A 22,628-nucleotide genomic window follows, 5' to 3' on the forward strand; every position below is an offset into this window, starting at 1 on the left:
CGGTGTCATCGGTGAGAAACCGGTCTCTGGTGGAGGAACGTACCACATGAGCAACCGGTTTCCCATGGTGTACCGTCACATCGGGAAACCGGCGGCGAGGGGGCAGTGCCGAGAATGGCTCGGGACGCCCCGCACGTCGGTCGGACAGGTGACGGACGGAGAGCAGATGGTCAGCGGCAGCGCTCGAGGCGGCGCAGGTCAACGCCGTGTCACGGCCACGATCGGGGATGTCGCCACGGCGGCCGGGGTATCACGGGCCACCGTGTCACGCGTCATGAACGGCCGAAGCACGGTCGACGCCGCGATCGCGGAGCGGGTGCGGGACGCCGCTGCGGGCCTGAGCTATCGGCCCAGCAACGCGGCGCGCAGCCTGGCGCTCGGCCGCACGCAGACCGTGGCCCTGGTGGTGCCGGACCTCGGGAACCCCGTGTTCCAGCAGATCCTGCGCGGCGTCATGGACGGCGCGGCCGAGGACGGCTACCGCGTGCTCGTGGCGGACACGGTCGAGGACGACCAGCAGGAGGGCGCCATCGCGCTCGAGGCCCGCATGCGCTGCGACGCCCTCGTGCTGGTGTCGCCCCGCATCGGGGACGCAGAGCTCAGCGCGCTCATCGCCGACGTCGAGCCGGTGGTGCTGGTCAACCGGGAGACCGGCGGCAACGCGCCCAGCCTGGTCGTCGACTACGAGGACGGGGCGATCCAGGTGGTAGAGCACCTCGTGGCGCTCGGCCACCGGCGCATCGTCTACCTCGGCGGGCCCGTCCGGGCCGCCTCCGACGAGCTGCGTCGCGCCGGCCTGGACCGCGCCCGCAAGCAGCACCCGGACCTCGAGATCCTCGACCTGCCCGCCGGGCCGGACATCCAGGCGGGGCACGCCGCCGCTCCAGCCGTCCTCGCCACCCGCGCCACCGCGGCCGTGGCCTTCAACGACCTGGTTGCGTTCGGCCTGCTCGCAGGCCTGAACGAAGCCGGGGTGGCCGTGCCCGCCGACATCTCGGTGGCCGGCTTCGACGACATCGAACTGTCCCGCTACGCCACACCCGCGCTGACGACGGTCGCGGTGCCGCAGGCCGAGCTCGGCCGCCACGCCTGGAGGGAGCTGCACGCCGTGATAGACGACGACGCCCACCCCGCAAGCTCTGCCCGATTCACGCCCAGCCTTGAGGTGCGCGGAAGCACCGGGCCCGTACCGCAGGGTCCGGAACGCGTGCACATCACGGACGACACCGCCGTCGTCCGGCGGGAAGAGATTCCCGTCGTGCCGCCCACGGCTCCGCCCGCCTGGGCGTTGCCCGCAGATCCCGACGCCGACGCCGTCGTGCTGACCTGCGGCGACGGCCTGGAGCTGGTGCGCCGCGACGCCGGCGACCGCATGCCGAAGGTGCATGCCCGGCGCCCCTACCTGCATCCCGTGCACACCCTGGCGGGCGTCCCGCTCACCGACGTGAGCCCGGTCGACCACCGGCACCACTACGGCGTCGGCATAGCGGTGCCCGACGTGAACGGCACGAGCCACTGGGGCGGCCGCACGTTCATCGAGGACGTGGGCCCGACCCTGCTGAAGAACCACGGCCGGCAGACGTCGGACGGCATCCGCGTCGAGGCGGCGCCCGCCGCTGCGAGCGGGGTCACGGCCGGGGCCACCACCGGCGAGACGCTGGTCGAGGACGTGCTCTGGTCCGACGAGCACGGCGCGCCGCAGCTCCGCGAGGAGCGCCGCATCTCGGCCCGCCTGCTCCCCCAGGCGCCGGGGTCCGACGCCGCGCCCGGCTGGGTCCTCGACTGGCGCTCCACGCTGCACGCCGACCACGGCCCGCTCGAGATCCGCTCGCCCGCCACCAACGGCCGGCCGGGCGCCGGTTACGGCGGCCTGTTCTGGCGCCTGCCGATCGCCGAGAGCACCACCGTCCGGTCGGCGGCGGGCGTCGGCGAGACCCGGGCGCACGGCAGCACGTCGCCGTGGGTGGCGTTCGTGCAGCACCAGGGCGGCCGGTCCACGACGCTCCTGCTGGTGCAGCCCGGCCAGGTCCGGCCGTGGTTCTTACGCAGTGCCGAGTACCCCGGCGCCTGCCCCGCGCTCGCCTGGGACTCGCCGCTGCTCGTGCCCGACGGCGGCTCCGTGCAGCTCGACCTCGTCGCCGTGCTGCTCGACACCGAGCTCACGGCCGACGCCGCCGAGGCGCTCGCCGCCGACCTGACCGACGGCGGCCGGCGATGAGCGTGCCGAAGGTGGCGGTGGTCGGCGTCCACGGCCACGGCGGTTCCCACCTGCGCACGGTCGCGGACCTCGAGACCAGGGGGCTGGCGCGGCTGAGCGCCGTCGTCGACCCGCGCGAGCCGGAGGACGCCCCGGCGCCGTGGTTCGCGAACCTGGGCGACCTGCTGTCCGCGGGCGCCGACGCGCTGCCCGACGTCGTGGTGCTCGCCACCCCCATCCACACCCACCTGCCCCTCGCGCGCGCGGCGATGGAGGCGGGCATCGACGTGCTCCTCGAGAAGCCGACCACCGCCTCCCTGGCCGAGCACACCGAGCTCGTCGCGGCCGCCGAGCGGACCGGGCGGCTCTGCCAGGTCGGGTTCCAGACGTTCGGGTCGCATGCGCTGCCGGCCGTCGCCGACATGATCGCGCGCGGCGAGATCGGGCAGGTGACCGGGATCGGCGCCGTCGGGACCTGGGTGCGGACCGCCGCGTACTGGGCGCGCTCGCCCTGGGCGGGGAGGCGGCGCATGGGCGACCGCGCCGTGGTCGACGGCGTGGTCACGAACCCGCTCGCCCACGCCGTAGCGACCGCCCTGTGGGTCGGCGGCGCCCGCGCCGGCACCGACATCGCCTACGTGAACACCGACCTGTGGCGGGCCAACCCGATCGAGGCCGACGACACCTCGTCGCTGCGGGCCGTCGGCACCGACGGGACGCGATACGGGTTCGGCCTCACGCTGTGCGCCGCCGAACGCACGCCGGCGCGGGTGATCGTGCAGGGGACCGACGGCGAGATCGAGCTCGAGTACGAGCACGACCTGGTGCGGCTGCGCACCGGCCGGGTCGTCGCGGAGAAGCAGTACGAACGGACGGGGCTGCTGGAGAACCTGCTGCAGGCCCGGGCTGCGGCTGGTTCCGTGGCGCGGGCCGCGATGGTGGCCGGCGACGGCGTGACGGGCGGCCGGTCCGGGCACCGGCTCCTGTGCGACGTCCGGGACACCGGCGCGTTCATGCAGGTGCTGGAAGCCGTGCGCACAGCGCCCGACCCGGCGCCGATCGGGAACGCGTTCGTGGACTGGGTGGACAGCGACGACGCCCGGCACCCGGTGGTGCACGACGTCGACGCGTGGTGCGAGCGGGCTGCCCGCGAGCAGCGCACGTTCACCGAGCTGGGCGCCCCCTGGACGACCCTGAAATAGAGCGCCCGCCCGTGGGAGGGTGCTCGTGTGCTGTCCGTTCTGACTGCCATCGGTTCCATGGCCTGCGTCGTCGCGCTCGGCTGGGTGATCCAGCGGCGCGGCCTGCTCACCGGCCGCATGCTCCCCCGCGGCGCGGCGCCGGACGGCGCCGGAGGAGCCGGAGCCCGCCAGATCCTCGCGACGCTGTCCTTCACGATCTGCGCGCCCGCGCTCATGTTCAGCACGCTGGCCGCGACCGACCTCGCGCACGTCCTCTCGCGCGGCGCCGCCGTCACGTGGGCGACAACGGCGGCACTCGCCCTGGTCGCGGCCGCGGTGGCCCGGTGGGTGCTGCGCCTGCCCGCCGGTCCGGCTGCCGTGACGACGCTCGCCGCCGTCTACGTCAACGGCGGGAACATCGGCATCCCGCTCGCGGTCTACCTGTTCGACGATGCGCTCGCCGTGGTGCCGACCCTGCTCTTCCAGCTGCTCGTGCTGGCGCCGCTGACGCTGGCCGTGCTCGACCGGTCCGGCGCGGCGTCGGCCGACGGCGGCCCGCGAGCCCGGGGCGCGCGGTCGGGCTGGACGTCGGTGGTCCACGTCCTGCTCGCGGCGATCCGGAACCCGATCACGCTCGGCACGCTCGCGGGCCTGCTCGTCGCGGTGGTGAGCGAGCTCACGGGCGCGCGGCTGCCCGACGTCGTCCTGATCCCCTTCGACCTGATCGGCGCCGCCGCACCTCCGCTGGGCCTGCTGACGTTCGGGATGACGCTCGCCGTCCCGATGCCCGCGCCCACCCCGCCGACGCCGGACGAGCTCCGGCCTCCCGGCCGCAGGCCGGCGTCGGCGCCGTGGTGGGTGGGCCGGGACCGCCTGCTCGTGCGGGCGGTGGTCGCGCTCGCCGTCCTGGTGCGCAACGTGCTGCACCCGCTGGCGGCCTGGGCCGTCGGCGCCGCGGTGGGGCTCGACGCGTCGGCCCTCGCGCTGGTGGTCACGATGGCGGCGCTGCCGACCGCCGTGAACGTCACCACGTACGCGACCAGGTACGGCGTGTTCGACGGCGTCGCGGCCCGCGCGACCGTCTGGACGACGGCGCTCTGCGTCCCGGTCCTGGTGGCGGTCGGCGCACTCCTGGGGTGATCTCCGGCGCTCGCACAGCGCAGGGGCTTGTGGTGGAGCGGCCGGGCTGGCATCGTACGAGAAACCGGTTTCCCATCGTCGGGACTGCCGGTGTCGTGGACAAAGGAGTCACATGCGAACACCACCATCTCCCCGGCCGCGCGGCGCCGTCAGGCCGACGTCGGGCCGCGCCCTCGCGGTCCCTGTCGGCGTGCCCCTCGCCCTGCGTCTCGCGCTGCCCCTCACGCTGGCCGTCGGCGCGGCGGGTGCGCTGGTCGCCGTCGGGCAGCCGGCCGCGGCAAGCCCTGCCCACGGTGCGGCAGCCGCCGCCGTCGGCCAGACGCAGGGCGGGTACCAATGGGGCGGGGACCGCGCCGACCTGGGGCGCGAGACCATCGCGCCCGGGGACGGGTGGGCCGCCTGGTCCGGGCCGACGTTCCCCGAGCGCGTGGAGCGGCAGGCGGAGCCCACCACGGGCGGCGCCGCGGCCGAGCCCGCCGAGGTCTACGAGGTCGACACCTGGCAGGAGCTGCGCGACGCGCTCTCCGGCCGCGCGGGTGGAAGCCAGAACGACGCCCGGTTCAACCAGACCCCGCGGATCGTGTACGTCACGGGCTCGATCGACGCCTTCACCGCGGCGGACGGAACCCGGCTCACCTGCGAAGACTTCGCCTCGCAGGTCACGGTCGGGGACACGGGCGAGCCGTTCTCGATGGACGACTACATCGCGCACTACGACCCGGCAGGCCCGTGGGGCTGGACCGATCCGTCGGGCCCGCTGGAGGAGGCGCGCGTCAGGGCCGCGAGCCTCCAGGCCGCCCGGACCCAGCAGCACGTCGGCTCGAACGTGACGATCGTGGGCGTGGGCGACGACGCCCAGATCTCCGGCGCGAACATCCGCGTCCGGGACGCGCACAACGTCATCCTCCGGAACCTGACCTTCTCCGACGCCTACGACTGCTTCCCGCAGTGGGACCCGGGCGACAGCGCCACGGGCAACTGGAACTCCGCCTACGACAACGTGTCGCTGTGGACGTCCACGAGCGTCTGGGTGGACCACTCGACGTTCGACGACGGCGCCCACCCCGCCGACTCGCTGCCCGTCGTCTTCGGGCGGCCGTACGAGATCCACGACGGCCTGCTCGACATCACGCACGGCTCTGACCTGGTGACGGCGTCGTACAACAAGTTCCTCAGCCACGACAAGACGATGCTGATCGGCTCGTCCGACTCGCGGACCCAGGACCGCGGGCAGCACCGCGTGACCCTGCACCACAACTACTGGCAGGACATCGGCCAGCGCGCGCCGCGCGTCCGGTTCGGCAACGTGCACGCCTACAACAACTACTACCGGCAGACCGAGGCGGGCGCGTTCCAGTACTACTGGGGCTCCGGCAAGGAGTCGAGCCTCGTGGTCGAGAACAACGCGGTCTCGCTGGCGAACGGGGTCGATCCGGCGCACGTGGTCGGTGCGTTCGGCGGCACGATGCTCAGCGAGTCCGGCACCTGGCTGAACGGCCGGCCGGTGGACCTCCTGGCGGTGTACAACGCGACGGCGTCGACCCCGCTGGCCGACGAGGCCCGCTGGACCCCGTCCGATGCGTACCGGTACGAGATGCAGCCCACGATCGCGGTGCCGTGGGTGGTCAAGGCCCGCGCGGGCGCGGGCGTCCTGGACTCGACCCTGCCGAGGTAGTCACCCATTGGTTGTGGGCGTGATCGTTGCGGCTACGTGCCCGTTTTAGGCGCAACGATCACGCCCACAACCAACTAGATGCCTAGGTTCAGGTCCTTGATGCGGACCGGGTCGCCCGTCTCCAGCGAGCGGTTGCCCGCGTAGCCCACCGACGACGCCCGGACGCCGTCGACATAGCCGGCCGCACGGCCTAGCGGGTCCGGCTCGGCGGATGGTGCGAACACGCTGGCCAGCAGCAGCGCGTCGCCGCCGCCGTGCCCGCCCCCGCCGCGCACGATCGGCCGCTCCTCGGCCCGCTCCCAGTGCCGCTGCACCACCAGCCGCTCCCCGATGGGGCGCACCGGGTCCTTGGCGAAGACCTCGGTAGCGCTCGGGTCGAGGATCGCCGCGCCGTCGGCGCTGAACTCGACCGAGCCGCGCTCCACCACCTCGAGCTCCGCCCGGCCGCGCGTGCCGTTCACCACCACGCGGTAGCCCTCCCATGGCGAGTGCGCGGTGAGCGAGTACGTCAGCAGCGCGCCGCCCTCGTACTCGACGACGAGCCCGAGGGTGTCCTCGGTGGTGATGCCCGCATCGAACACCGACCGGTTGCGTACGTAGCCGTCCACCGCCTGAGCCTGCGGCCCGTACAGCCGGGACAGCCACTCGTTCTTGTCAACGGAGAGCTGCCACGGGTCGACGCCTCGCTCGTGGAGCGCAAGCTCCGCGTCGGTGGCCTCGTAGCCTGACTCGTGTGCGCCGTCGTCGCCGTAGAAGCGGCGTCCGCCCGTGGCGAAGACGCGCTGCGGCACGCTGTCGATCCACCAGTTGACCAGGTCGAAGTGGTGGCTGGACTTGTGCACCAGCAGGCCGCCGTTGTTCACCTTCTCGCGGTGCCAGCGGCGGAAGTAGTCGGCGCCGTGGACGGTGTCGAGGGCCCAGTCGAAGTGGACCGACAGCACGCGGCCGATCTCGCCGCTCGCGATCACCTCGCGCAGCGCGCTGTTGCGCGGCGAGTAGCGGTAGTTGAACGTCGTCACCAGGTCGCGGCCCGTCTCGGCCACCGCGTCCACGATCTGCCGGGCCTGGTCGGCGTGCGCCGCGATCGGCTTCTCCACGACGACGTCGACACCCGCCCGCAGCGCGCGCGTGACCAGGTCGCCGTGGGTGCGGTCGATCGACGTGACGATCACGCGATCCACGGACTGCTCCGCTATCGCCTTCTCCAGGTCGTCCGGCTCGTACACCGGCCGGACCCCGCCGAGCGCAGCCGCCACCCGCGCCTCGTAGACCGCCGCGCGCACGGGATTGGGCTCGACCCACGCGACGATCTCGCCGTCGGGCGCGTGCGTGCCGATCAGAGCGTTGATGTACATGGAGGCACGGTGTCCCGTTCCAACCACCGCGTAGCGGCGGCGTCCCTCGGGCAGGGGGCCCGACGGCGGCTCGGGCTCGCGGGTCGGACCGGTGATCGGCTCGGTGGTCGGCTCTGTGGTCGGCTCGGGCATCGGTGGAGAGCTCCTTCGGTCGTCGTCGACGTCGGGTGGGTGGGATGGGATTGAAACGATACGACGCCGGGAAAGCGCTGTCCACGACCTGCGAGCTCACCGCTCGGGCGTCAGCACCACCTGGCCGGCCCACGCGAACCCGCCGCCGAACCCGAACAGCAGCGCCGGCACGCCCGCCGGGATCTTGCCGGCGTGCCACCACTTGGACAGCCCCAGGGGGATCGACGCCGCGGACGTGTTACCCGACTCCGTGATGTCCGTGACAACTACCTTGCCGTCCAGGCCGAGCGCCTTGGCCAGCGGCTCGATGATCCGCAGGTTCGCCTGGTGCGCCACCAGCACCTCGATGTCGTCCAGGCTCAGCCCGGCCCTCGCCACGACGTCCCGCGCGCGGTCAGCGGCCCGCGTGATGGCCCACTTGAACACCGTCCGGCCGTCCTGCTGGAACTTCACTTCCGGCGCCTCGATCCGAACCGCCGGCGTGAGCTCCGGCTCCGTGCCCCACACCACCGGCCCGACGGCGGGCGTGTCGGTCGCCTGCAGCACCACCGCCCCCGCGCCGTCGGCCGTGAGGATGGCCGTCGAGCGGTCGGTCCAGTCCGTGTACGCCGCGAGCTTCTCCGCGCCGATCACCAGCGCCGTGCGCGCCGAGCCGGTCCGGATCGCCTGGTCGGCCAGCCCGACCGCGTGCGCGAAGCCGGAGCACGCCACGTTGAGGTCCATCGCCGCCGGACCCACGACGTTGCGCAGGTCCGGCGCCTCCTCGCCCTCGGGCGTCGAAGCGCCCGGCTGGACGCCGGTGCGCAGCGCGTACGCGACCCGGCCCGCGATGTTCGGCGTGCGGTCGTCGGCGGTAGCGGTCGCGACGATCACCAGGTCGACGGAGTCCTCGGACACCCCGGCGTCGGCGAGCGCGTGCTCGGCCGCGGCGGTCGCCATGTCGGCGACCGTGACGTCGTCGGCCGCCACGTGCCGCGTGACGATGCCCGTTCGGGACCGGATCCACTCGTCGTTGGTCTCGACGAGCTCGGCGATGTCATCGTTCGTAAGCGTCTTCGGTGGCTGATGGTGACCCAGGCCGATGATGCGGGAGCCGGCAGCGCCGGGGGGAAGTGTCAGTGCGGGCGACGTAGCCATGGTTTCAACGTAGCGCGCTCAGGTCGAACGGCTCCACGAGCAGTCCGGGAACCCGCTCCCGTGCGGCTCGCACTATGCGCTCCTCCGCCCCCGGCCCGGTGTCCGGCACCTCGCCCACCTCGCGAAAGGCCCCACGCACCTGAGCGTCGTACCGCTCCCCCATAGCCGCGTTGCGGCCTTTGTAGGTCCAGGCGATGAGGTTGCCCAGGTCGAACCGCGGCCCGCACGAGCGGCAGGACATGATGCCGGGCGGCCGCCGGAACCGGGTGGTCCGGTGACCGCCCGGGCACGACCCGACCCACGGTCCGTCGATCGACGGCGCGGACGGGTCCACGCACCGCCGGCCCGAGCACCCGATCCGCACCGCCACCTCGCGCCACACCGGCCCGTGCTTGGCCTTGGACCCGGCGAGCGCGTGCGCCACCTCGTGCAGGATCGTGTCCCGCACCTCCCGCTCGTCGTGGATGCGGGTCAGCGGCGCGGACAGGCTGATGCGGCGCTTGGCGTAGCTGCACATCCCGGCGCGCCGTACGGCGTCGTCGAACTCGAAGGTCCAGGCCTTCAGCCCGTGCTGGTCCATCAGCTCGCGCGCCAGGCGCGAGGCGGCGACAAGGTTCATGGGTACCCCTGCGTTGTTCGTGGGTGGATCGAGAGCGTCCGGCCGTTCCGGACGCGATCGAACCTACGGGCCCCCACTGACACCCACGCGAAGTTATCCACAACCCCGGGTCAGACTGCAGACCGGTCAGGCTTCGGCCCCCGATGAGCCCGCCGACGGGTCGGCCGGCGGGATCGGGAAGTTCGTCCGGAACACGTTCGACGGATCGTAGACCGCCTTCACCGTCCGCAGCCTGGCGAGCGTCGGCTCCGGGAACGCCTCCAGCAGCCGCTCGGGCCGGCGGTCGGTGTCGAACGACAGGTACGAGCCGTCCATCACGGGCCCGATCTCCGCGTCCCACGCCTGGTTGAGCCGGTCCTGGCCGGAGGCGAGCGCGGAGAGCTGGAAGTTCTGGTGCCGGTGCGCGTACGCGGTCGCATCCGGTGCCACGTCGTTCCCGGCGCCGCCCGTCGCGCGGATCGACGTGAAGTACGACTCCCCGGAGCTCAGCAGCCGCTCGATCGCCCGGCTCGTGCCCTGGTCCAGGTGGGCAAGCAGCCCCGACCGCGCCGACGGGTCGCCGCCGCCGGAGTGGTGGGCGTCCTCCTCCCGCACCACCCCCGAGTAGGGCAGGAGCTGCGCCTGGTGGCCCAGCAGCGGCCCGGCGTCGGCCAGCAGCTCGAGCTGGGCGATGGCCTCGTCCGGGTCCGCGTCGGCGCCCTCCGCCGCGAACACGGTCATGAGCTGCGCCATCGGCGTCTGGCCGCGGCGGCCCGGGGCAAGGATCATGAACGACGTGAGCCCGCGCGGGGCCGCCTCGACGGTGGCACCCCACCGCTCCAGGAGGCCGGCCGTGTCGGTCGCGTCGAGCGTCATCTGGGAGAAGACCACGTCCCCGACGGCGCCGGCCTCGACCTCCAGCCAGGTCACCACACCCATGTTCCCGCCGGCGCCGCGCAGCGCCCAGAACAGGTCCGGGTGCTCGTCGCGGGAGGCGTGCAGCACCCGCCCGTCTGCCGTGACGACCTCGGCGGCGACCACGTGGTCGATCGTCAGGCCCTGGAGCCGGCCCAGGAACCCGATACCCCCTGTGGTGGCAAGACCGCCGACGCCCACGCCGCCGTAGTCCCCGGACGTGATCGCCCAGCCGCGCGGCGCCAGCTTCGCCGCCACCTCCCCCCAGGTCGCGCCAGCGCCGATCCGCACGCGGCGCGTCGCCTCGTCGACCACCTCGACGGAGCGCATGCCGATGAGGCTGAGCACCACGCCGCCGTCGTTCGTGGACCGGCCGGAGATCCCGTGCCCGGCCGAGCGGACGGCGAACTCCGTGTCCTGCTTCTGCACCCACGCCAGCCCGGACGCGACCTCCTCGGCACCCTGCGGCCGCAGCACCAGGCCGGGCGCCCCGGACCGCAGGTAGTTGTGCCGCACGGACTCGTACTCGCGGTCCCCGGGCTCCACGGCCCGGGCCGCGAGCTCCGGCGGGAGCGAGTCGTAGTCGATTCCCGGCCGCCGCGCGGCCAGTGCTGCCGTGCCCCGGTGGGCCGACGCCGGCGCCGTGCCCGCGGACCGCCGCTCGGACGCCACCGCCTCACGCACGGCGGGCGCCACCTCCTGCGCGAACGACCGGATCTGGTCCGGGGCGTCGCCGGCGAGGATGAAGGCGCTGACGCCGTCCTCGACGGCCAGCTGCGTGAGCTCCTCGACCCACTGGTCGGCGGGGCCCTGCAGCGGACCCGACGAGCGGTCGGTGATCGCCCCGCCCACGTTGAGCAGGCGACGGATCTCACTCGGCGAGCGCCCGCCCTCCAGCGCCGCCTCGTCGATGGTCGCGTTGCCGCGTGCCAGGTCGCCGTCCTTCATGTAGCCCAGGGACGGCAGCCAGCCGTCGGCCTTCGCGCCGGTGAGCCGGAGCATCCGCTTCTTGTACGCGCCGAGCCAGATCGGGATGTCGTGCGCGGGGGCGGGGCCGCGCTTGGCGCCGTCGACCCGGTGGAACTCACCCGGCACGCGCAGCGGCGTGCGGTTGGTGGAGTCCCAGATGCCACGCATGATCTCGATCGCCTCTTCGAGGGCGCCGACGCTCTCGGCCGGCGTGCGGCGCGTGGCGCCCATCGCCGCCATCGCGTCCCAGAAACCTCCGGCGCCCGCGCCCATCTCGAACCGGCCGCCGCTGAGCAGATCGAGGCTCGCGGCCGAACGTGCCGTGAGGGCGGGCTGGCGCATGCCCAGGTTGAGCACGTTGGCGGAGATGTGGATGCGCTCGGTCTGCGCGGCCACCCACGACATCAGCGTCCACGTGTCCAGGAACGACGGCTGGTACGGGTGGTCCTGGAACGTGACGAGGTCGAGGCCTACCCGCTCCGAGAGCTGCGCGAGCTGGATGGGGCTCTGCGGGTCGCTGTTGGTCGGGGTGATGAAGGTGCCGAAGAGCAGGTCGTGCCCGTAGTCGGTCATGCGTGCGGTCGTCCCTCGTGTCGCGTCGTCTGCCGCGCGTCACGGCAGATCGTCTGTCTAGCAGACGATATTATCCACAACTCTTCTTGTGTGCCGCACATTCCCGTAGGATGGGCGCATGAGCACCACGCCCACCGAGACCCGCGCCGGCCGGCACTCCCTCTTCGGCTGGTCCCTCGCCGCGCTCCTGCGCGAGTGGAGCGCCCGGGTCGACGCCGCGGCGGACGACCTGCCGCAGGGCACGCGGGGCTACCAGCTTCTGACGGCGGTGGTGCACGGCAACCTGCCGAGCCAGGCGGCGCTGGCCGCCTCGCTCGGCATCGACCGAACGGTCATGACCTATCTGCTCGACGCGTTCGAGGACTGCGGGCTCGTGGAGCGGCAGCGGGACCCGGCCGACAGGCGCGCGCGGCGCATCGTGGCCACGGACCGCGGCCAGGAGGTGCTCGCCGCGATGGACGCACGCGTCACCGCCGCGGAGGAGGAGCTGCTAGCCGGGCTCGAGCCGGCGCAGCGCGTGCTGCTCCGCGAGCTGCTGGAGCGCGCCGCCACCGGCACGGGCCCGGACGACGACCCGTGCCGCACGGTGGTCCAGGCGATCAAGCCGGCTTGAGGTCAGACGTGAAGATCACGCAGGTGACCCGCACACTTCCGGGTCAGCGCTCGCCCAGCCCCGTCTCCCGGTAGAACCCCTCGATGTGCTCGCGCACGAGGCGCGCCGCCCCGGCGCCGTCGTGCCGCGCCACGGCGTCCACGATCGCGCGGTGCTCCGCGCAGAGCCGCGCCGCGGTCCTGGGCCACTCCTCGACGGCCTCCGCACCCGCCGTCACGTACGAGGCGACGGCGGCCCGCATGCCGCTCAGGATGGCCTCGACGAGCTGGTTGCCGCTCAGGCGGGCCAGCTCGATGTGGAAGTCCTGGTCGTGCTCCAGAAAGGCGGCGACGTCCAGGTCGGGGTCGGCCATCGCCTCGACGTGCTCGCGCACCCGGTCGAGCGCGGCGTCGTCGGACGTTCGCTCGGCGGCGTCGCGCACGGCACCGGTCTCGAGCAGCACGCGCGTGCGTACGACGTCGGACACGGGCAGGGTGCCGGACGCGACGTGCAGACGCACCGCCGCACCCAGGCCGGCCGCAGGCCGGTCGATCACGGTGGCGCCCGCGCTGGGGCCGGAGCCGACGGCGGTGCGCACGATGCCCATCGCCTCGAGGATGCGGATGGCCTCGCGCACCGACGGGCGGGACACACCCAGCTCCTCTGCGAGCGCCCGCTCGGCCGGCAGCCGCTCGCCGATCGGCCACTTGCCCGCGGTGAGGCCGGTCTCGATCTGGGCCAGGACGCGCTCGTGGGTTCTCACCGGGCCAGTGTACTTCTGTGGTCTGTCCACAGTGGGCTATGGTGAGGACAGACCTCGAAGGAGAGTGCCCCATGCGTATAGCCCTGGCTTCCACCTGCATCGCCGACGCCATGTTCCCGCAGGCCCCGAGGGCCGTCGTCACGCTTCTGGAGCGCCTGGGCCACGAGGTGGTGTTTCCCGCCGGGCAGGCATGCTGCGGCCAGATGCACGTCAACACCGGCTACCTCGCCGAGGCCGTCCCCGTGGTCCGGAACCACGTGCGGACGTTCGCCCCTGTCGCCGACGGCGAGTGGGACGCAGTGGTGGTGCCGTCCGGCTCGTGCACAGGCTCGATCCGGCACCAGCAGGCGATGGTCCTGGAGCGCGCCGGCCTGCCGGACGAAGCACGCGCCGCGACCGCCGTCGCCGAGCACACCTACGAGCTGTCCGAGCTGCTGGTCGACGTGCTCGGTGTGACCGACGTCGGCGCCTGGTTCCCGCACCGCGTCACCTACCACCCCACGTGCCACTCGCTGCGGATGCTCGGCGTGGGCGACAAGCCCGAGCGGCTCCTGCGGGCCGTCGACGGGCTGGAGCTCGTCCCGCTCGCGGAGGCCGAGGGCTGCTGCGGGTTCGGCGGGACGTTCGCCCTGAAGAACGCCGACACGTCCGCGGCGATGCTCGCGGACAAGGTGGCCACCGTCGTCGACACCGGGGCCGAGGTGCTCACCGCCGGCGACTGGTCGTGCCTGATGCACATCGGCGGCGGCCTCTCGCGCGGCGGCACGGGCGTGCGGCCCATGCACCTGGCGGAGATCCTCGCCTCGACGCGGGAGTCGCCGGTTGTCCCGGGCCGACCCGGCGCCGACCGGGAGGTGGCCCGATGAGTACGTTCCTCGGCATGCCCGCCGCCCGCGACGGCCGCGGGCCGAGCCCGCAGGCCGCGCCCGGAACCCTGAGCGGGATCGGCCGTCCGGAGGACCCGCTGCACTGGGGCGCCTCGTTCCCCGACGCCGCGAGGGCCGCGCTCGACAACGGCCAGCTACGGCGCAACCTGGGGAAGGCGACGTCGACGATCCGGGCCAAGCGGGCAAGCGTGGTGGGCGAGGTACCGGACTGGGAGGCGCTGCGCGACGCCGGCTCGGCGCTGAAGACCGACGTGATGGCCCGGCTCCCGGAGCTGCTGGAGACCTTGGAGCGCAACGTGACCGCGCGCGGCGGGGTGGTGCACTGGGCGCGCGACGCCGCCGAGGCGAACCGGATAGTCGCCGGCCTGGTGCGCGCCAAGGAGGCCGACGAGGTAGTCAAGGTCAAGTCCATGGCGACGCAGGAGATCGGGCTCAACGAGGCGCTGGCCGAGGAGGGCATCGCGGCGGTCGAGACCGATCTCGCGGAGCTGATCGTGCAGCTGGCCGACGACATGCCGTCGCACATCCTGGTGCCCGCCATCCACCGCAACCGCACCGAGATCCGCGACATCTTCCTGGAGCGGATGGCCGACGCCCCGCCCGACCTGACGGACGTCCCGCGCGAGCTCGCGATGGCGGCCCGCGCGCACCTACGGCGCAAGTTCCTCTCCGCGAAGGTGGCGATCAGCGGAGCCAACTTCGCCGTCGCGGACACCGGGACGCTCGCCGTGGTGGAGTCCGAGGGCAACGGCCGCATGTGCCTCACGCTGCCGGAGACCCTGATCACCGTGATGGGGATCGAGAAGCTGATCCCCACGTTCGACGACCTCGAGGTTTTCCTGCAGCTGCTGCCGCGGTCCTCGACGGGGGAGCGGATGAACCCGTACACCTCGATGTGGACGGGTGTGACGCCCGGGGACGGGCCGTCCGAGTTCCACCTGGTGCTGCTCGACAACGGCCGGACCAAGGTGCTCGCCGACGAGGCGGGGCGCTCGGCACTGCACTGCATCCGCTGCTCGGCGTGCCTCAACGTCTGCCCCGTGTACGAGCGGGTGGGTGGCCACGCCTACGGCTCGGTCTACCCCGGCCCGATCGGCGCGATCCTCACGCCGCAGCTCACCGGCGAGAAGTCGGACCTCCCGTACGCGTCCACCCTCTGCGGCGCGTGCTACGAGGTGTGCCCCGTCAAGATCGACATCCCGTCGATCCTCGTGGAGCTGCGGGCCCGCGAGGTGGCCCTGGCGGGTTCCTCGCCTGACACCGCGGATCGGGTCTGGAAGGCGGCCATGAAGGCCGCGTCCTACGCGATGGCCGACGGCGGACGCTTCCGCCGTGCTGCCCGGGTTCCGCGTCTACTTCGCGCGATCTCGCGGAACGGCGTGATCAGGCGGCTGCCGTTCCCCGGCTCGCTGTGGACGCGTTCGCGCGACCTGATGGAGCCGCCGAAGCAGACGTTCCGCGACTGGTGGGCCGAGCGAGAGGACGGACGATGACCGACACGAAGGCCGAGATCCTGGCCCGCATCCGCGCCGCCCTGGGCACGGACGGCGGTTCCGCCGCCCCGGCGGGCGCGACGGCGGCGGCCGGGACCGTGCCCCGGGAGTACCGGTCGGCCGGTGAGCACGCCCCGGGGTCCGACGTGGTGCTGGACCTGCTGATCGACCGGCTCGTGGACTACAAGGCGCACGTGCACCGGGTGCCTGTCGCCGAGCTCCCGGCCCTGCTCGCGCGGCTGGTCGCGCCGACCACCAGGGAGGCTCCACGTGGAAGCGTTGTCGTGCCCCACGGGCTCGACGGCGACTGGCTCTCCGCGCTGGGTGATGACGTTGATGTGCGCACCGACTCTCGCGACGCGCCGCTGTCGGCCGCCGACCTGGACGAGATCGACGCCGTCGTGACGGCCGCCCGGGTCGCCGTCGCCGAGACCGGCACGATAGTGCTGGACGGCGAGCCCGACCAGGGCCGGCGCGCGATCTCGCTGGTCCCCGACGTGCACGTGTGCGTGGTCCGGGCCGACCAGGTGGTGCAGACCGTCCCGGAGGCGGTGCGCCTGCTCGGCAGGGACCCCGCCCGGCCGCTGACCTGGATCAGCGGGCCGAGCGCTACGAGCGACATCGAGCTCGACCGTGTGGAGGGCGTGCACGGCCCCCGGACGCTGCACGTGGTGCTGGTGTCCTGACACATCGGGTCTCGACAGGCTCGACCACCGGTTGAGTCAGGGGTGCAGCTTCGCGCCCTTCACCACCTTGTCCACGATCCGCCGCTCGCCGGCCACCGCTATCCCGACCAGGTCGAGCTTCTCGGTCGCGACGCCCGCGACGGCCGCCCGGTTGTCGACGTCGTTTCCTGTGGCGAACAGGTCCGCCGTGTAGACGCCGATGCGCAGCCCCCGCTCGTCGGCGCGGCCGCGGATCGTGGCGAGCCGGTCGCCGTCGGCCACCAGGACCATCACCGGGGTGCCGAGCATCGCGAGGTACTCGCGGCCGTCGGCGTCCCGGTAGGGCTCACCGACCAGCTCCGGACAGGCAGCGGTCACGGCGCTGGCCAGGAAGGCGGTGACGTTGTTCTCCTGCCAGGCGAGCAGGTCGTCCCGCAGCACGATCACGATCTTGGCTTGTTCGAAGGTCATGACGCCCAGGGTGCGGTCGGGCGGCGGCGCGGATCTTGTACGTTCTTGACATGGGCCTGCCTGATTCGGACGTCGTACGCGCCTGGCGCCCAGGGGTACCCGGTGTCGCCGAGGTGCTGCACGCCGCCTGGCACGAGCACGCCTACCCGGCCCACACGCACGACACCTGGGCAGTGCTGATCGTCGACCACGGCCTGATCGGCTACGGCCTGGACGGCCACGAGCACGCTGCGCAGCGCACCGGGGTCACCGTGCTGCCGCCGGGCGTGGTGCACGACGGGCGGTCCGTGACCGCCACGGGCTTCCGCAAGCGCGTGGTCTACCTGGAACCCGCCGTGCTCGACGACGGCCTGGTCGGCCGGGCCGTCGACGCGCCGCTTGTCCTGGACGACACCCTCCGCGCGCGGTTCGCCGGCCTCGACCGGGCGCTCACCATGCGCGAGGACCTCGCCGCCGAGGGCCTGCTCGCCCTGGTCACCGAGGGCCTGGCCTGGCACCTGTCCGGCCGCCCGACGCCGCCGCGCAAGCCGCCCGCCGCCTCGACCGCGCGCCGCGCCCGCGACCTGCTCGACGCCGACCCCGCACAACCTATCCGGCTCGCGGAGGTTGCCACCGAGCTCGGCGTCACGGTGCCGCACCTGGTGCGCGCGTTCACCCGCGAGCTCGGCCTCCCGCCCCACCGGTACCTCGTCGGGCGGCGCCTCGACATGGCGCGACGTCGGCTGCTGGCCGGGGAGCCCGCCGCCGACGTCGCCGCCGCCACCGGGTTCCACGACCAGGCGCACCTGACCCGGCACTTCCGCCGCCTCCTGCGCACAACCCCGGCCCGCTACCAGCGCGGCTGACCTTTGGTTGTGGGCGCGATCGTTGCGCCTAAAACGGGCGCGTAGTCGCAACGATCACGCCCACAACCAAGGGGTCTGCGGTGCGCGCCGTGGCAGCTGTGCGGGAGAATGGCATCTCGTGACCGACCCAGTGCCCGAGCCCACCCTCTTCGACCTCCCCCCGGGCGCCCGCCGCCCCCGGGCGCGGGTCGTGCTGCTGACCGGGCCGTCGGGATCGGGCAAGACGTCGCTGACGCGGCGCCTCGGCCTGCCGGTGGTGCAGCTCGACGACTTCTACCTCGACATCGACCACCCGGGCCTGCCGCAGCGCTACGGCAGCGTCGACTGGGACAGCCCGGCGACCTGGGACGGCAAGGGTGCGCTGGCCGCGCTGCAGGAGCTGGCGACGGAGGGCCGCGTCGACGTACCCGTCTACGACATCCCGACGTCGCGCCGCACAGGCATGCGCAGGCTCGACATCGGCGACGCGCCGCTCGTCCTGGCGGAGGGAATCTTCGCGGCGCACCTCGTCGAGGAGTGCCGGGCCGAGGGGCTGCTCGCGGATGCGATCTGCCTGTCTCGTCCGCGTCTGGTCACCTTCTGGTTCCGGTTCCTCCGGGACGTCGCGGAGGCGCGGAAGCCGATCGGCACACTGCTTCGTCGCGGGACCTCGCTCCTGAGGGCGGAGCCTGCCATGATCGACCAGTGGGTTGCGCTGGGCTGCCGCGAGACCTCACCTGCACAGGCGGAGAGGGACATCCGCAACCTGCTTGTCCAAAAATCCTCCAACACGTAATCAACGTGTAACCGAACTGCCACGTATTTCACATCCGTAGGCCTCACTCTGGTCACAGGAGGTGGTGTCTGTGATCCAGCGCAATGGCTTGCGTGTGCTCTCGCTGTACGAGGGCTTTTTTAGTGGCGGGGCTCGTGTACTGCACTCGACTGTGGTCGCCGGTCTGCATCAGGGCGGTCGCCAGCAGCATTCCGTGCTGAGCCTGCACCACGAGGTCCGACGCGAGGCCACCCTCCAGCGGATGGAGGACGACCCCCGCTACCGCGCCCTGCGCGCCGCGGGCGTCCGCATCGGCTCCCTCGGCCGGAGCACCGATGGCAACCACGACCCGCGCGTGTTCAGCGAGGCCGAGCTCCGGGCGGCGGCTCGCCAGGCCGAGAGCTCGCACGTCGTGCTTTCCCTCAAGGAGCAGCCGCTCCGGCTCGTGAACCAGGACTCGTTCCCGCAGCGGCCGGTCATCGCCTGCCTGCACCGGTCCGACCCGGAGCACCAGGGCGACGCCCTCGGCGACCTGCTGACCGCCGCCGAGCGAGGCCGGCTCGCCGCCGTCGTCTGCTGCGCCGAGTCCACGCGCGACGCGTACCGCGACGCGGGCGTGCCCGCCGAGCTGCTGCGCGTGGTGCCGAACGGCATCAACCTCGCCCGGTTCCGCCCGGTCCAGGGCGCCCGCAGGCTCGCCCTGCGGGGCGCGGCCGGGGTGCCCAGCGATGCGACGGTGGTCGTCTACGCCGCGCGGTACGACGAGATGAAGAATCCCGAGCTCTTCCTCCAGTCGGCCGCCACGTTCCTCGCGCTCGAGCCCAAGGGCCACGTGCTGATGTGCGGTGCGGGCATGACCGCCGCCAACCCGGACCTGAAGGACGACCTCGCCCGCATCTTCGGCGACCGCAAGGACCTGCTGGACCGCCTGGACCTGCTGGGCGTCCGGCACGACATGGAGCTGGTCTACGCGACGGCCGACGTCGTGGCGCTCACCTCGACGTTCGGCGAGGCCGCGCCGCTGTGCCTCATCGAGGGCTCGATGTGCGGGGCCGTGCCGGTCACGACCCCGGTCGGCGACGCACCGTCGATAGTGGACCGCATCGGGTTCGTGACGTCGTTCGACCCGACCGAGATCGCGTCCACCTGGATCGAGGCGGCGGCCCGGCGCCAGGAGCTGGAGTCGGCCCGGACCTCCGTCCGCCCCCGGTTCAGCCACGTCCGGATGATCGCCGGGTACTCGAGCATCATCGAGCGCGCGCACCGCGACGCGGGGTTACGCATGGCGAGGGTCTGATCGGGAGCGCGGGGGCCGTCGGACACGGCAGGATGACCTCATGTCCGACGCCCCCGTCACCCTGAGCCAGGTCGCCCGCGAGGCCGGCGTCTCGCTCGCCACGGCGTCGCGCGCCATCAACGGGAGCGCGACGCGCAGCGTCCGCGAGGACCTGCGCGCACGCGTCCTGGAGACGGCGCGCCGCCTCGACTACTCGCCCGACCCCAGCGCGCAGGCCATGGCCCGCGGCCGCACCACAGCGCTCGGGCTCGTGGTCCATGACATCGCCGACCCATACTTCTCCACCATCGCCGCCGGCGTCGCACGCGCCGCCGAACGCGAGGGGCTCATCGTCACGCTCGCCTCGACGGAGCACAGCCCCGACCGCGAGCTCGCCTTCGTCGAGCTCGCCCGGCGCCAGCGGTCGCGCGCGATCATCCTGGCGGGCAGCAGGACGACGCCGCCCGATGCCGGGGCCGGGTCGGCCCCCGCGGAGACCGCCGCCCTGGCGGAGGGCCGGTCCCGGGAGGGCCGACCCCGGGCGCTGGAGTCGACCCTCACCGCCTTCCAGGCGGCCGGGGGCGGCGTAGCTGTGATCGGGCAGGCCGTCGGCGACCTGCCCGTGGTGGAGATCGACAACGTCGGCGGCGCGGACTCCCTCGCGCGAGCGCTGCACGGGATCGGGTACCGCCGGTTCGGGGTGCTCGCCGGGCCGCCTCGTCTGCGCACCGCCGCCGACCGGACCAGCGGGTTCCTGGACACGCTCGCCGAGCTGGGCTGCCCGGCGCCCGACCGGGACGTCGTGCACGGCGCCTTCACGCGAGACGGGGGCTACGAGGCGATGAGGGAGCTGGTTTCCCGCTCGCACATCGGCACGGCAAGTGGTGCGCGGGCCGACGCCCCGGAGGTCGTGTTCGCCGTCAACGACGTCATGGCGGTGGGTGCGATGGCCGCCGTCCGCGACGCCGGCCTGAGCGTGCCCGACGACGTGGCCGTGGCCGGTTTCGACGACATCCACACGTTGCGCGACGTGACCCCAGCCCTCACGACGGTGCGCGTGCCGCTGGAGGAGGTCGGTGAGATCGCCACCCGCATGGCGCTGGGCGTCGAGCTGGAGAACGTGCTCGTGCACACCGAGGTGGTGCTCCGGGAGTCGACCCGGCGCGACCCGCCAGGGCGGCACCCGACGTACGGGATGCGAGCGACGTCGTGATGCCCGTACGCGAGCTGCGCACCGCGTAGAGCACACTGGGAACAACGGTTGGCACTCGAGCCACGAGGAGGCGGCCGGCATGAGTGGACGCAGGATGACGCGCGCCGGGAACCGGATCGGTACGTGGATGTACCGCACGCTGAACGGCAGGCTGGCCAGCGGCAGCAAGGACGTGCACGTCCTGATGATCACGACCCCGGGCCGCCGGACGGGCATCCCGCGCTCGACCTGCGTCCGCTACCTCGACGTGGACGACGGATATCTGGTGTGGGGCACCGGCTCCGGCTCGCCGCGCGACCCGGACTGGTTCCGCAACCTCCGCCGCTCGCTCGTGGCGGACGTCCAGGTGGGCTCCAGGCACCTGCGCGCCCGCCCGCACGAGCTGACCGGCTCCGAGCGCGACAAGGTCTGGACCGAGGTCATCATCGCCGAGGCCCCCGGAGTAGTCAGGTTCGCCCGGAAAGCCAACCGGCCCATCCCGGTGGCCATCCTCGAACCGGTCGACGGCGGAGAGTAGTCAACCGCGCGCCGGTGCTGAGCTCAGCACCGGCCAGGACATGTACTCAGCACGTCCGGGTGCGCTACGCTCCTCGGGAAAGCGCATTCCCAGTTACGACGATGGAGTCCCGCCCGTGACCACACTTCGCATCGCCATGAACGGCGTCACCGGCCGCATGGGTTACCGCCAGCACCTCGTGCGCTCGATCCTGCCGATCCGCGACCAGGGCGGCGTCACGCTCCCCGACGGTTCCCGGGTCCAGGTCGAGCCGGTGCTGGTGGGCCGCAACGCGGACAAGCTCAAGGAGCTCGCGGCGCTGCACGACGTCGAGCACTGGACCACCGATCTCGACGCCGCCATCGCGGACGCCGACATCGTGTTCGACGCCGCGATGACCAACCTGCGCCCCGCGACGCTCTCGAAGGCGATGCGCCAGGGCAAGCACGTCTACACCGAGAAGCCGACCGCGGAGACGCTCACCGAGGCGATCGAGCTCGCGCGGCTCCAGGCGGAGACAGGCGTGACCGTCGGCGTCGTGCACGACAAGCTGTACCTGCCGGGCCTCGTGAAGCTGCGCCGCCTCGTGGACGAGGGCTTCTTCGGCCGCATCCTGTCGCTGCGCGGCGAGTTCGGCTACTGGGTGTTCGAGGGCGACACGCAGGCCGCCCAGCGCCCCTCGTGGAACTACCGCAAGGAAGACGGCGGCGGCATGACCACGGACATGTTCTGCCACTGGAACTACGTGCTGGAGGGCATCCTCGGGCAGGTCAAGACCGTGACGGCCAGGACCGTCACGCACATCCCGACCCGCTGGGACGAGTCGGGCAAGGAGTATGCCGCCACGGCCGACGACGCCGCGTACGGCATCTTCGACATCACCACCCCCGGCGGGGACGACGTCGTGGCGCAGATCAACTCGTCCTGGGCGGTGCGCGTGTTCCGCGACGAGCTCGTCGAGTTCCAGGTGGACGGCACCCACGGCTCCGCGGTCGCGGGCCTGCGCGAGTGCCGCGCCCAGCACCGCTCGCACACTCCCAAGCCCGTCTGGAACCCGGACCTGCCGGTCACCGAGCCGTTCCGTGACCAGTGGCTCGACGTCCCCGCGAACGCCGACCTCGACAACGGGTTCAAGCTGCAGTGGGAAGAGTTCCTGCGCGACGTGGTCGCCGGGCGCCCGCACCGCTACGACCTGCTGTCGGCGGCGCGCGGCGTGCAGCTCGCCGAGCTGGGGCTGCTGTCGTCCGCCGAGGGCCGCCGCGTCGACATCCCGGAGATTGTGCTGTGACGACGGGTGCAGC

Annotated in this window: 20 protein-coding genes; 14 read left to right on the forward strand and 6 right to left on the reverse strand. The window is 72.9% G+C overall.

Annotated elements, in window-relative coordinates:
* The first annotated feature begins 274 nt into the window (after positions 1 to 274).
* The 4 genes from IE250_RS06425 (at position 275) to IE250_RS06440 (ending at position 6,193) form a co-directional block, all read left to right on the forward strand.
* Entirely contained in the window at positions 275 to 2,218 is a 1,944-nt protein-coding gene (locus IE250_RS06425; protein ID WP_229872207.1) for a DUF6807 family protein, read from the forward strand.
* The gene (locus IE250_RS06430; RefSeq protein ID WP_189668480.1) at positions 2,215 to 3,399 is read left to right on the forward strand and encodes a Gfo/Idh/MocA family protein; all 1,185 of its coding nucleotides are present in this window, start codon (positions 2,215 to 2,217) and stop codon (positions 3,397 to 3,399) included. The genes IE250_RS06425 and IE250_RS06430 overlap by 4 nt, the downstream gene beginning before the upstream one ends.
* Before the next feature lie 27 nt (positions 3,400 to 3,426).
* Positions 3,427 to 4,518: an AEC family transporter gene (locus IE250_RS06435; protein ID WP_189668481.1), complete on the forward strand. Its 1,092-nt coding sequence runs from the start codon at positions 3,427 to 3,429 to the stop codon at positions 4,516 to 4,518.
* A 112-nt stretch (positions 4,519 to 4,630) separates the two neighbouring features.
* Positions 4,631 to 6,193, forward strand: coding sequence for a pectate lyase family protein (locus IE250_RS06440; protein ID WP_189668482.1), 1,563 nt, complete (start codon positions 4,631 to 4,633; stop codon positions 6,191 to 6,193).
* A gap of 74 nt (positions 6,194 to 6,267) precedes the next feature.
* Here the strand turns inward: IE250_RS06440 and IE250_RS06445 are convergent, their stop codons facing one another.
* The 4 genes from IE250_RS06445 to IE250_RS06460 all read right to left on the reverse strand — a co-directional run bounded on the left by IE250_RS06445 (position 6,268) and on the right by IE250_RS06460 (position 11,872).
* Positions 6,268 to 7,680, reverse strand: a complete 1,413-nt coding sequence (locus IE250_RS06445) for a Gfo/Idh/MocA family protein (protein WP_189668483.1) — start codon at positions 7,678 to 7,680, stop codon at positions 6,268 to 6,270.
* Between the two features lie 96 nt (positions 7,681 to 7,776).
* Positions 7,777 to 8,817, reverse strand: a complete 1,041-nt coding sequence (locus tag IE250_RS06450; RefSeq protein WP_189668484.1) for a 3-oxoacyl-[acyl-carrier-protein] synthase III C-terminal domain-containing protein — start codon at positions 8,815 to 8,817, stop codon at positions 7,777 to 7,779.
* A gap of 4 nt (positions 8,818 to 8,821) precedes the next feature.
* A complete protein-coding gene (locus IE250_RS06455; RefSeq protein ID WP_189668485.1) occupies positions 8,822 to 9,436 on the reverse strand; it encodes a SprT-like domain-containing protein in 615 nt (204 codons plus the stop codon).
* A 126-nt stretch (positions 9,437 to 9,562) separates the two neighbouring features.
* On the reverse strand, positions 9,563 to 11,872 hold the full coding sequence (locus IE250_RS06460) for an LLM class flavin-dependent oxidoreductase (protein WP_189668486.1): 2,310 nt from the start codon (positions 11,870 to 11,872) through the stop codon (positions 9,563 to 9,565).
* Between the two features lie 118 nt (positions 11,873 to 11,990).
* Here IE250_RS06460 and IE250_RS06465 point away from each other — a divergent pair, with 118 nt between their 5' ends.
* On the forward strand, positions 11,991 to 12,485 hold the full coding sequence (locus tag IE250_RS06465) for a MarR family winged helix-turn-helix transcriptional regulator (protein ID WP_189668487.1): 495 nt from the start codon (positions 11,991 to 11,993) through the stop codon (positions 12,483 to 12,485).
* Positions 12,486 to 12,528: 43 nt separating this feature from the next.
* Here IE250_RS06465 and IE250_RS06470 read toward each other — a convergent pair whose 3' ends face one another.
* Positions 12,529 to 13,227 carry a FadR/GntR family transcriptional regulator gene (locus IE250_RS06470; protein ID WP_189668488.1) on the reverse strand — a complete coding sequence of 233 codons (699 nt, stop codon included), beginning with the start codon at positions 13,225 to 13,227 and terminating at the stop codon, positions 12,529 to 12,531.
* A 71-nt stretch (positions 13,228 to 13,298) separates the two neighbouring features.
* On the opposite strand from IE250_RS06470, the gene IE250_RS06475 reads away from it, so the two are divergent.
* Genes IE250_RS06475 through IE250_RS06485 form a run of 3 tightly spaced genes read left to right on the forward strand, consistent with a single transcriptional unit; the run spans position 13,299 to position 16,293 of the window.
* Positions 13,299 to 14,093 carry a (Fe-S)-binding protein gene (locus IE250_RS06475; RefSeq protein ID WP_189668489.1) on the forward strand — a complete coding sequence of 265 codons (795 nt, stop codon included), beginning with the start codon at positions 13,299 to 13,301 and terminating at the stop codon, positions 14,091 to 14,093.
* Positions 14,090 to 15,607 carry a LutB/LldF family L-lactate oxidation iron-sulfur protein gene (locus tag IE250_RS06480; protein WP_189668490.1) on the forward strand — a complete coding sequence of 506 codons (1,518 nt, stop codon included), beginning with the start codon at positions 14,090 to 14,092 and terminating at the stop codon, positions 15,605 to 15,607. The genes IE250_RS06475 and IE250_RS06480 overlap by 4 nt, the downstream gene beginning before the upstream one ends.
* Positions 15,604 to 16,293, forward strand: coding sequence for a LutC/YkgG family protein (locus IE250_RS06485; RefSeq protein ID WP_189668491.1), 690 nt, complete (start codon positions 15,604 to 15,606; stop codon positions 16,291 to 16,293). Before IE250_RS06480 ends, IE250_RS06485 begins: the two co-directional genes overlap by 4 nt.
* Positions 16,294 to 16,329: 36 nt before the next feature.
* On the opposite strand, the gene IE250_RS06490 is transcribed toward IE250_RS06485, so the two are convergent.
* A complete protein-coding gene (locus IE250_RS06490; RefSeq protein ID WP_189668492.1) occupies positions 16,330 to 16,743 on the reverse strand; it encodes a DUF2000 domain-containing protein in 414 nt (137 codons plus the stop codon).
* Between the two features lie 50 nt (positions 16,744 to 16,793).
* Between IE250_RS06490 and IE250_RS06495 the strand changes: the two genes are divergently transcribed.
* From IE250_RS06495 to IE250_RS06520, 6 genes are all read left to right on the forward strand, one after another.
* On the forward strand, positions 16,794 to 17,588 hold the full coding sequence (locus IE250_RS06495) for an AraC family transcriptional regulator (protein WP_189668493.1): 795 nt from the start codon (positions 16,794 to 16,796) through the stop codon (positions 17,586 to 17,588).
* 118 nt (positions 17,589 to 17,706) lie between these two features.
* Positions 17,707 to 18,363: a uridine kinase family protein gene (locus IE250_RS06500; protein WP_189668494.1), complete on the forward strand. Its 657-nt coding sequence runs from the start codon at positions 17,707 to 17,709 to the stop codon at positions 18,361 to 18,363.
* A gap of 70 nt (positions 18,364 to 18,433) precedes the next feature.
* Positions 18,434 to 19,639 carry a glycosyltransferase gene (locus IE250_RS06505; RefSeq protein WP_229872208.1) on the forward strand — a complete coding sequence of 402 codons (1,206 nt, stop codon included), beginning with the start codon at positions 18,434 to 18,436 and terminating at the stop codon, positions 19,637 to 19,639.
* A gap of 40 nt (positions 19,640 to 19,679) precedes the next feature.
* Positions 19,680 to 20,831, forward strand: coding sequence for a LacI family DNA-binding transcriptional regulator (locus IE250_RS06510; protein WP_189668495.1), 1,152 nt, complete (start codon positions 19,680 to 19,682; stop codon positions 20,829 to 20,831).
* A 79-nt stretch (positions 20,832 to 20,910) separates the two neighbouring features.
* A complete protein-coding gene (locus tag IE250_RS06515) occupies positions 20,911 to 21,348 on the forward strand; it encodes a nitroreductase/quinone reductase family protein (protein WP_189668496.1) in 438 nt (145 codons plus the stop codon).
* 136 nt (positions 21,349 to 21,484) lie between these two features.
* Complete coding sequence (locus tag IE250_RS06520; RefSeq protein ID WP_189669115.1) at positions 21,485 to 22,615, forward strand: Gfo/Idh/MocA family protein; 1,131 nt, start codon at positions 21,485 to 21,487, stop codon at positions 22,613 to 22,615.
* The last annotated feature ends 13 nt before the right edge of the window (positions 22,616 to 22,628 follow it).

The organism is Promicromonospora soli (assembly GCF_014653785.1).
GTDB lineage: Bacteria > Actinomycetota > Actinomycetes > Actinomycetales > Cellulomonadaceae > Promicromonospora > Promicromonospora soli.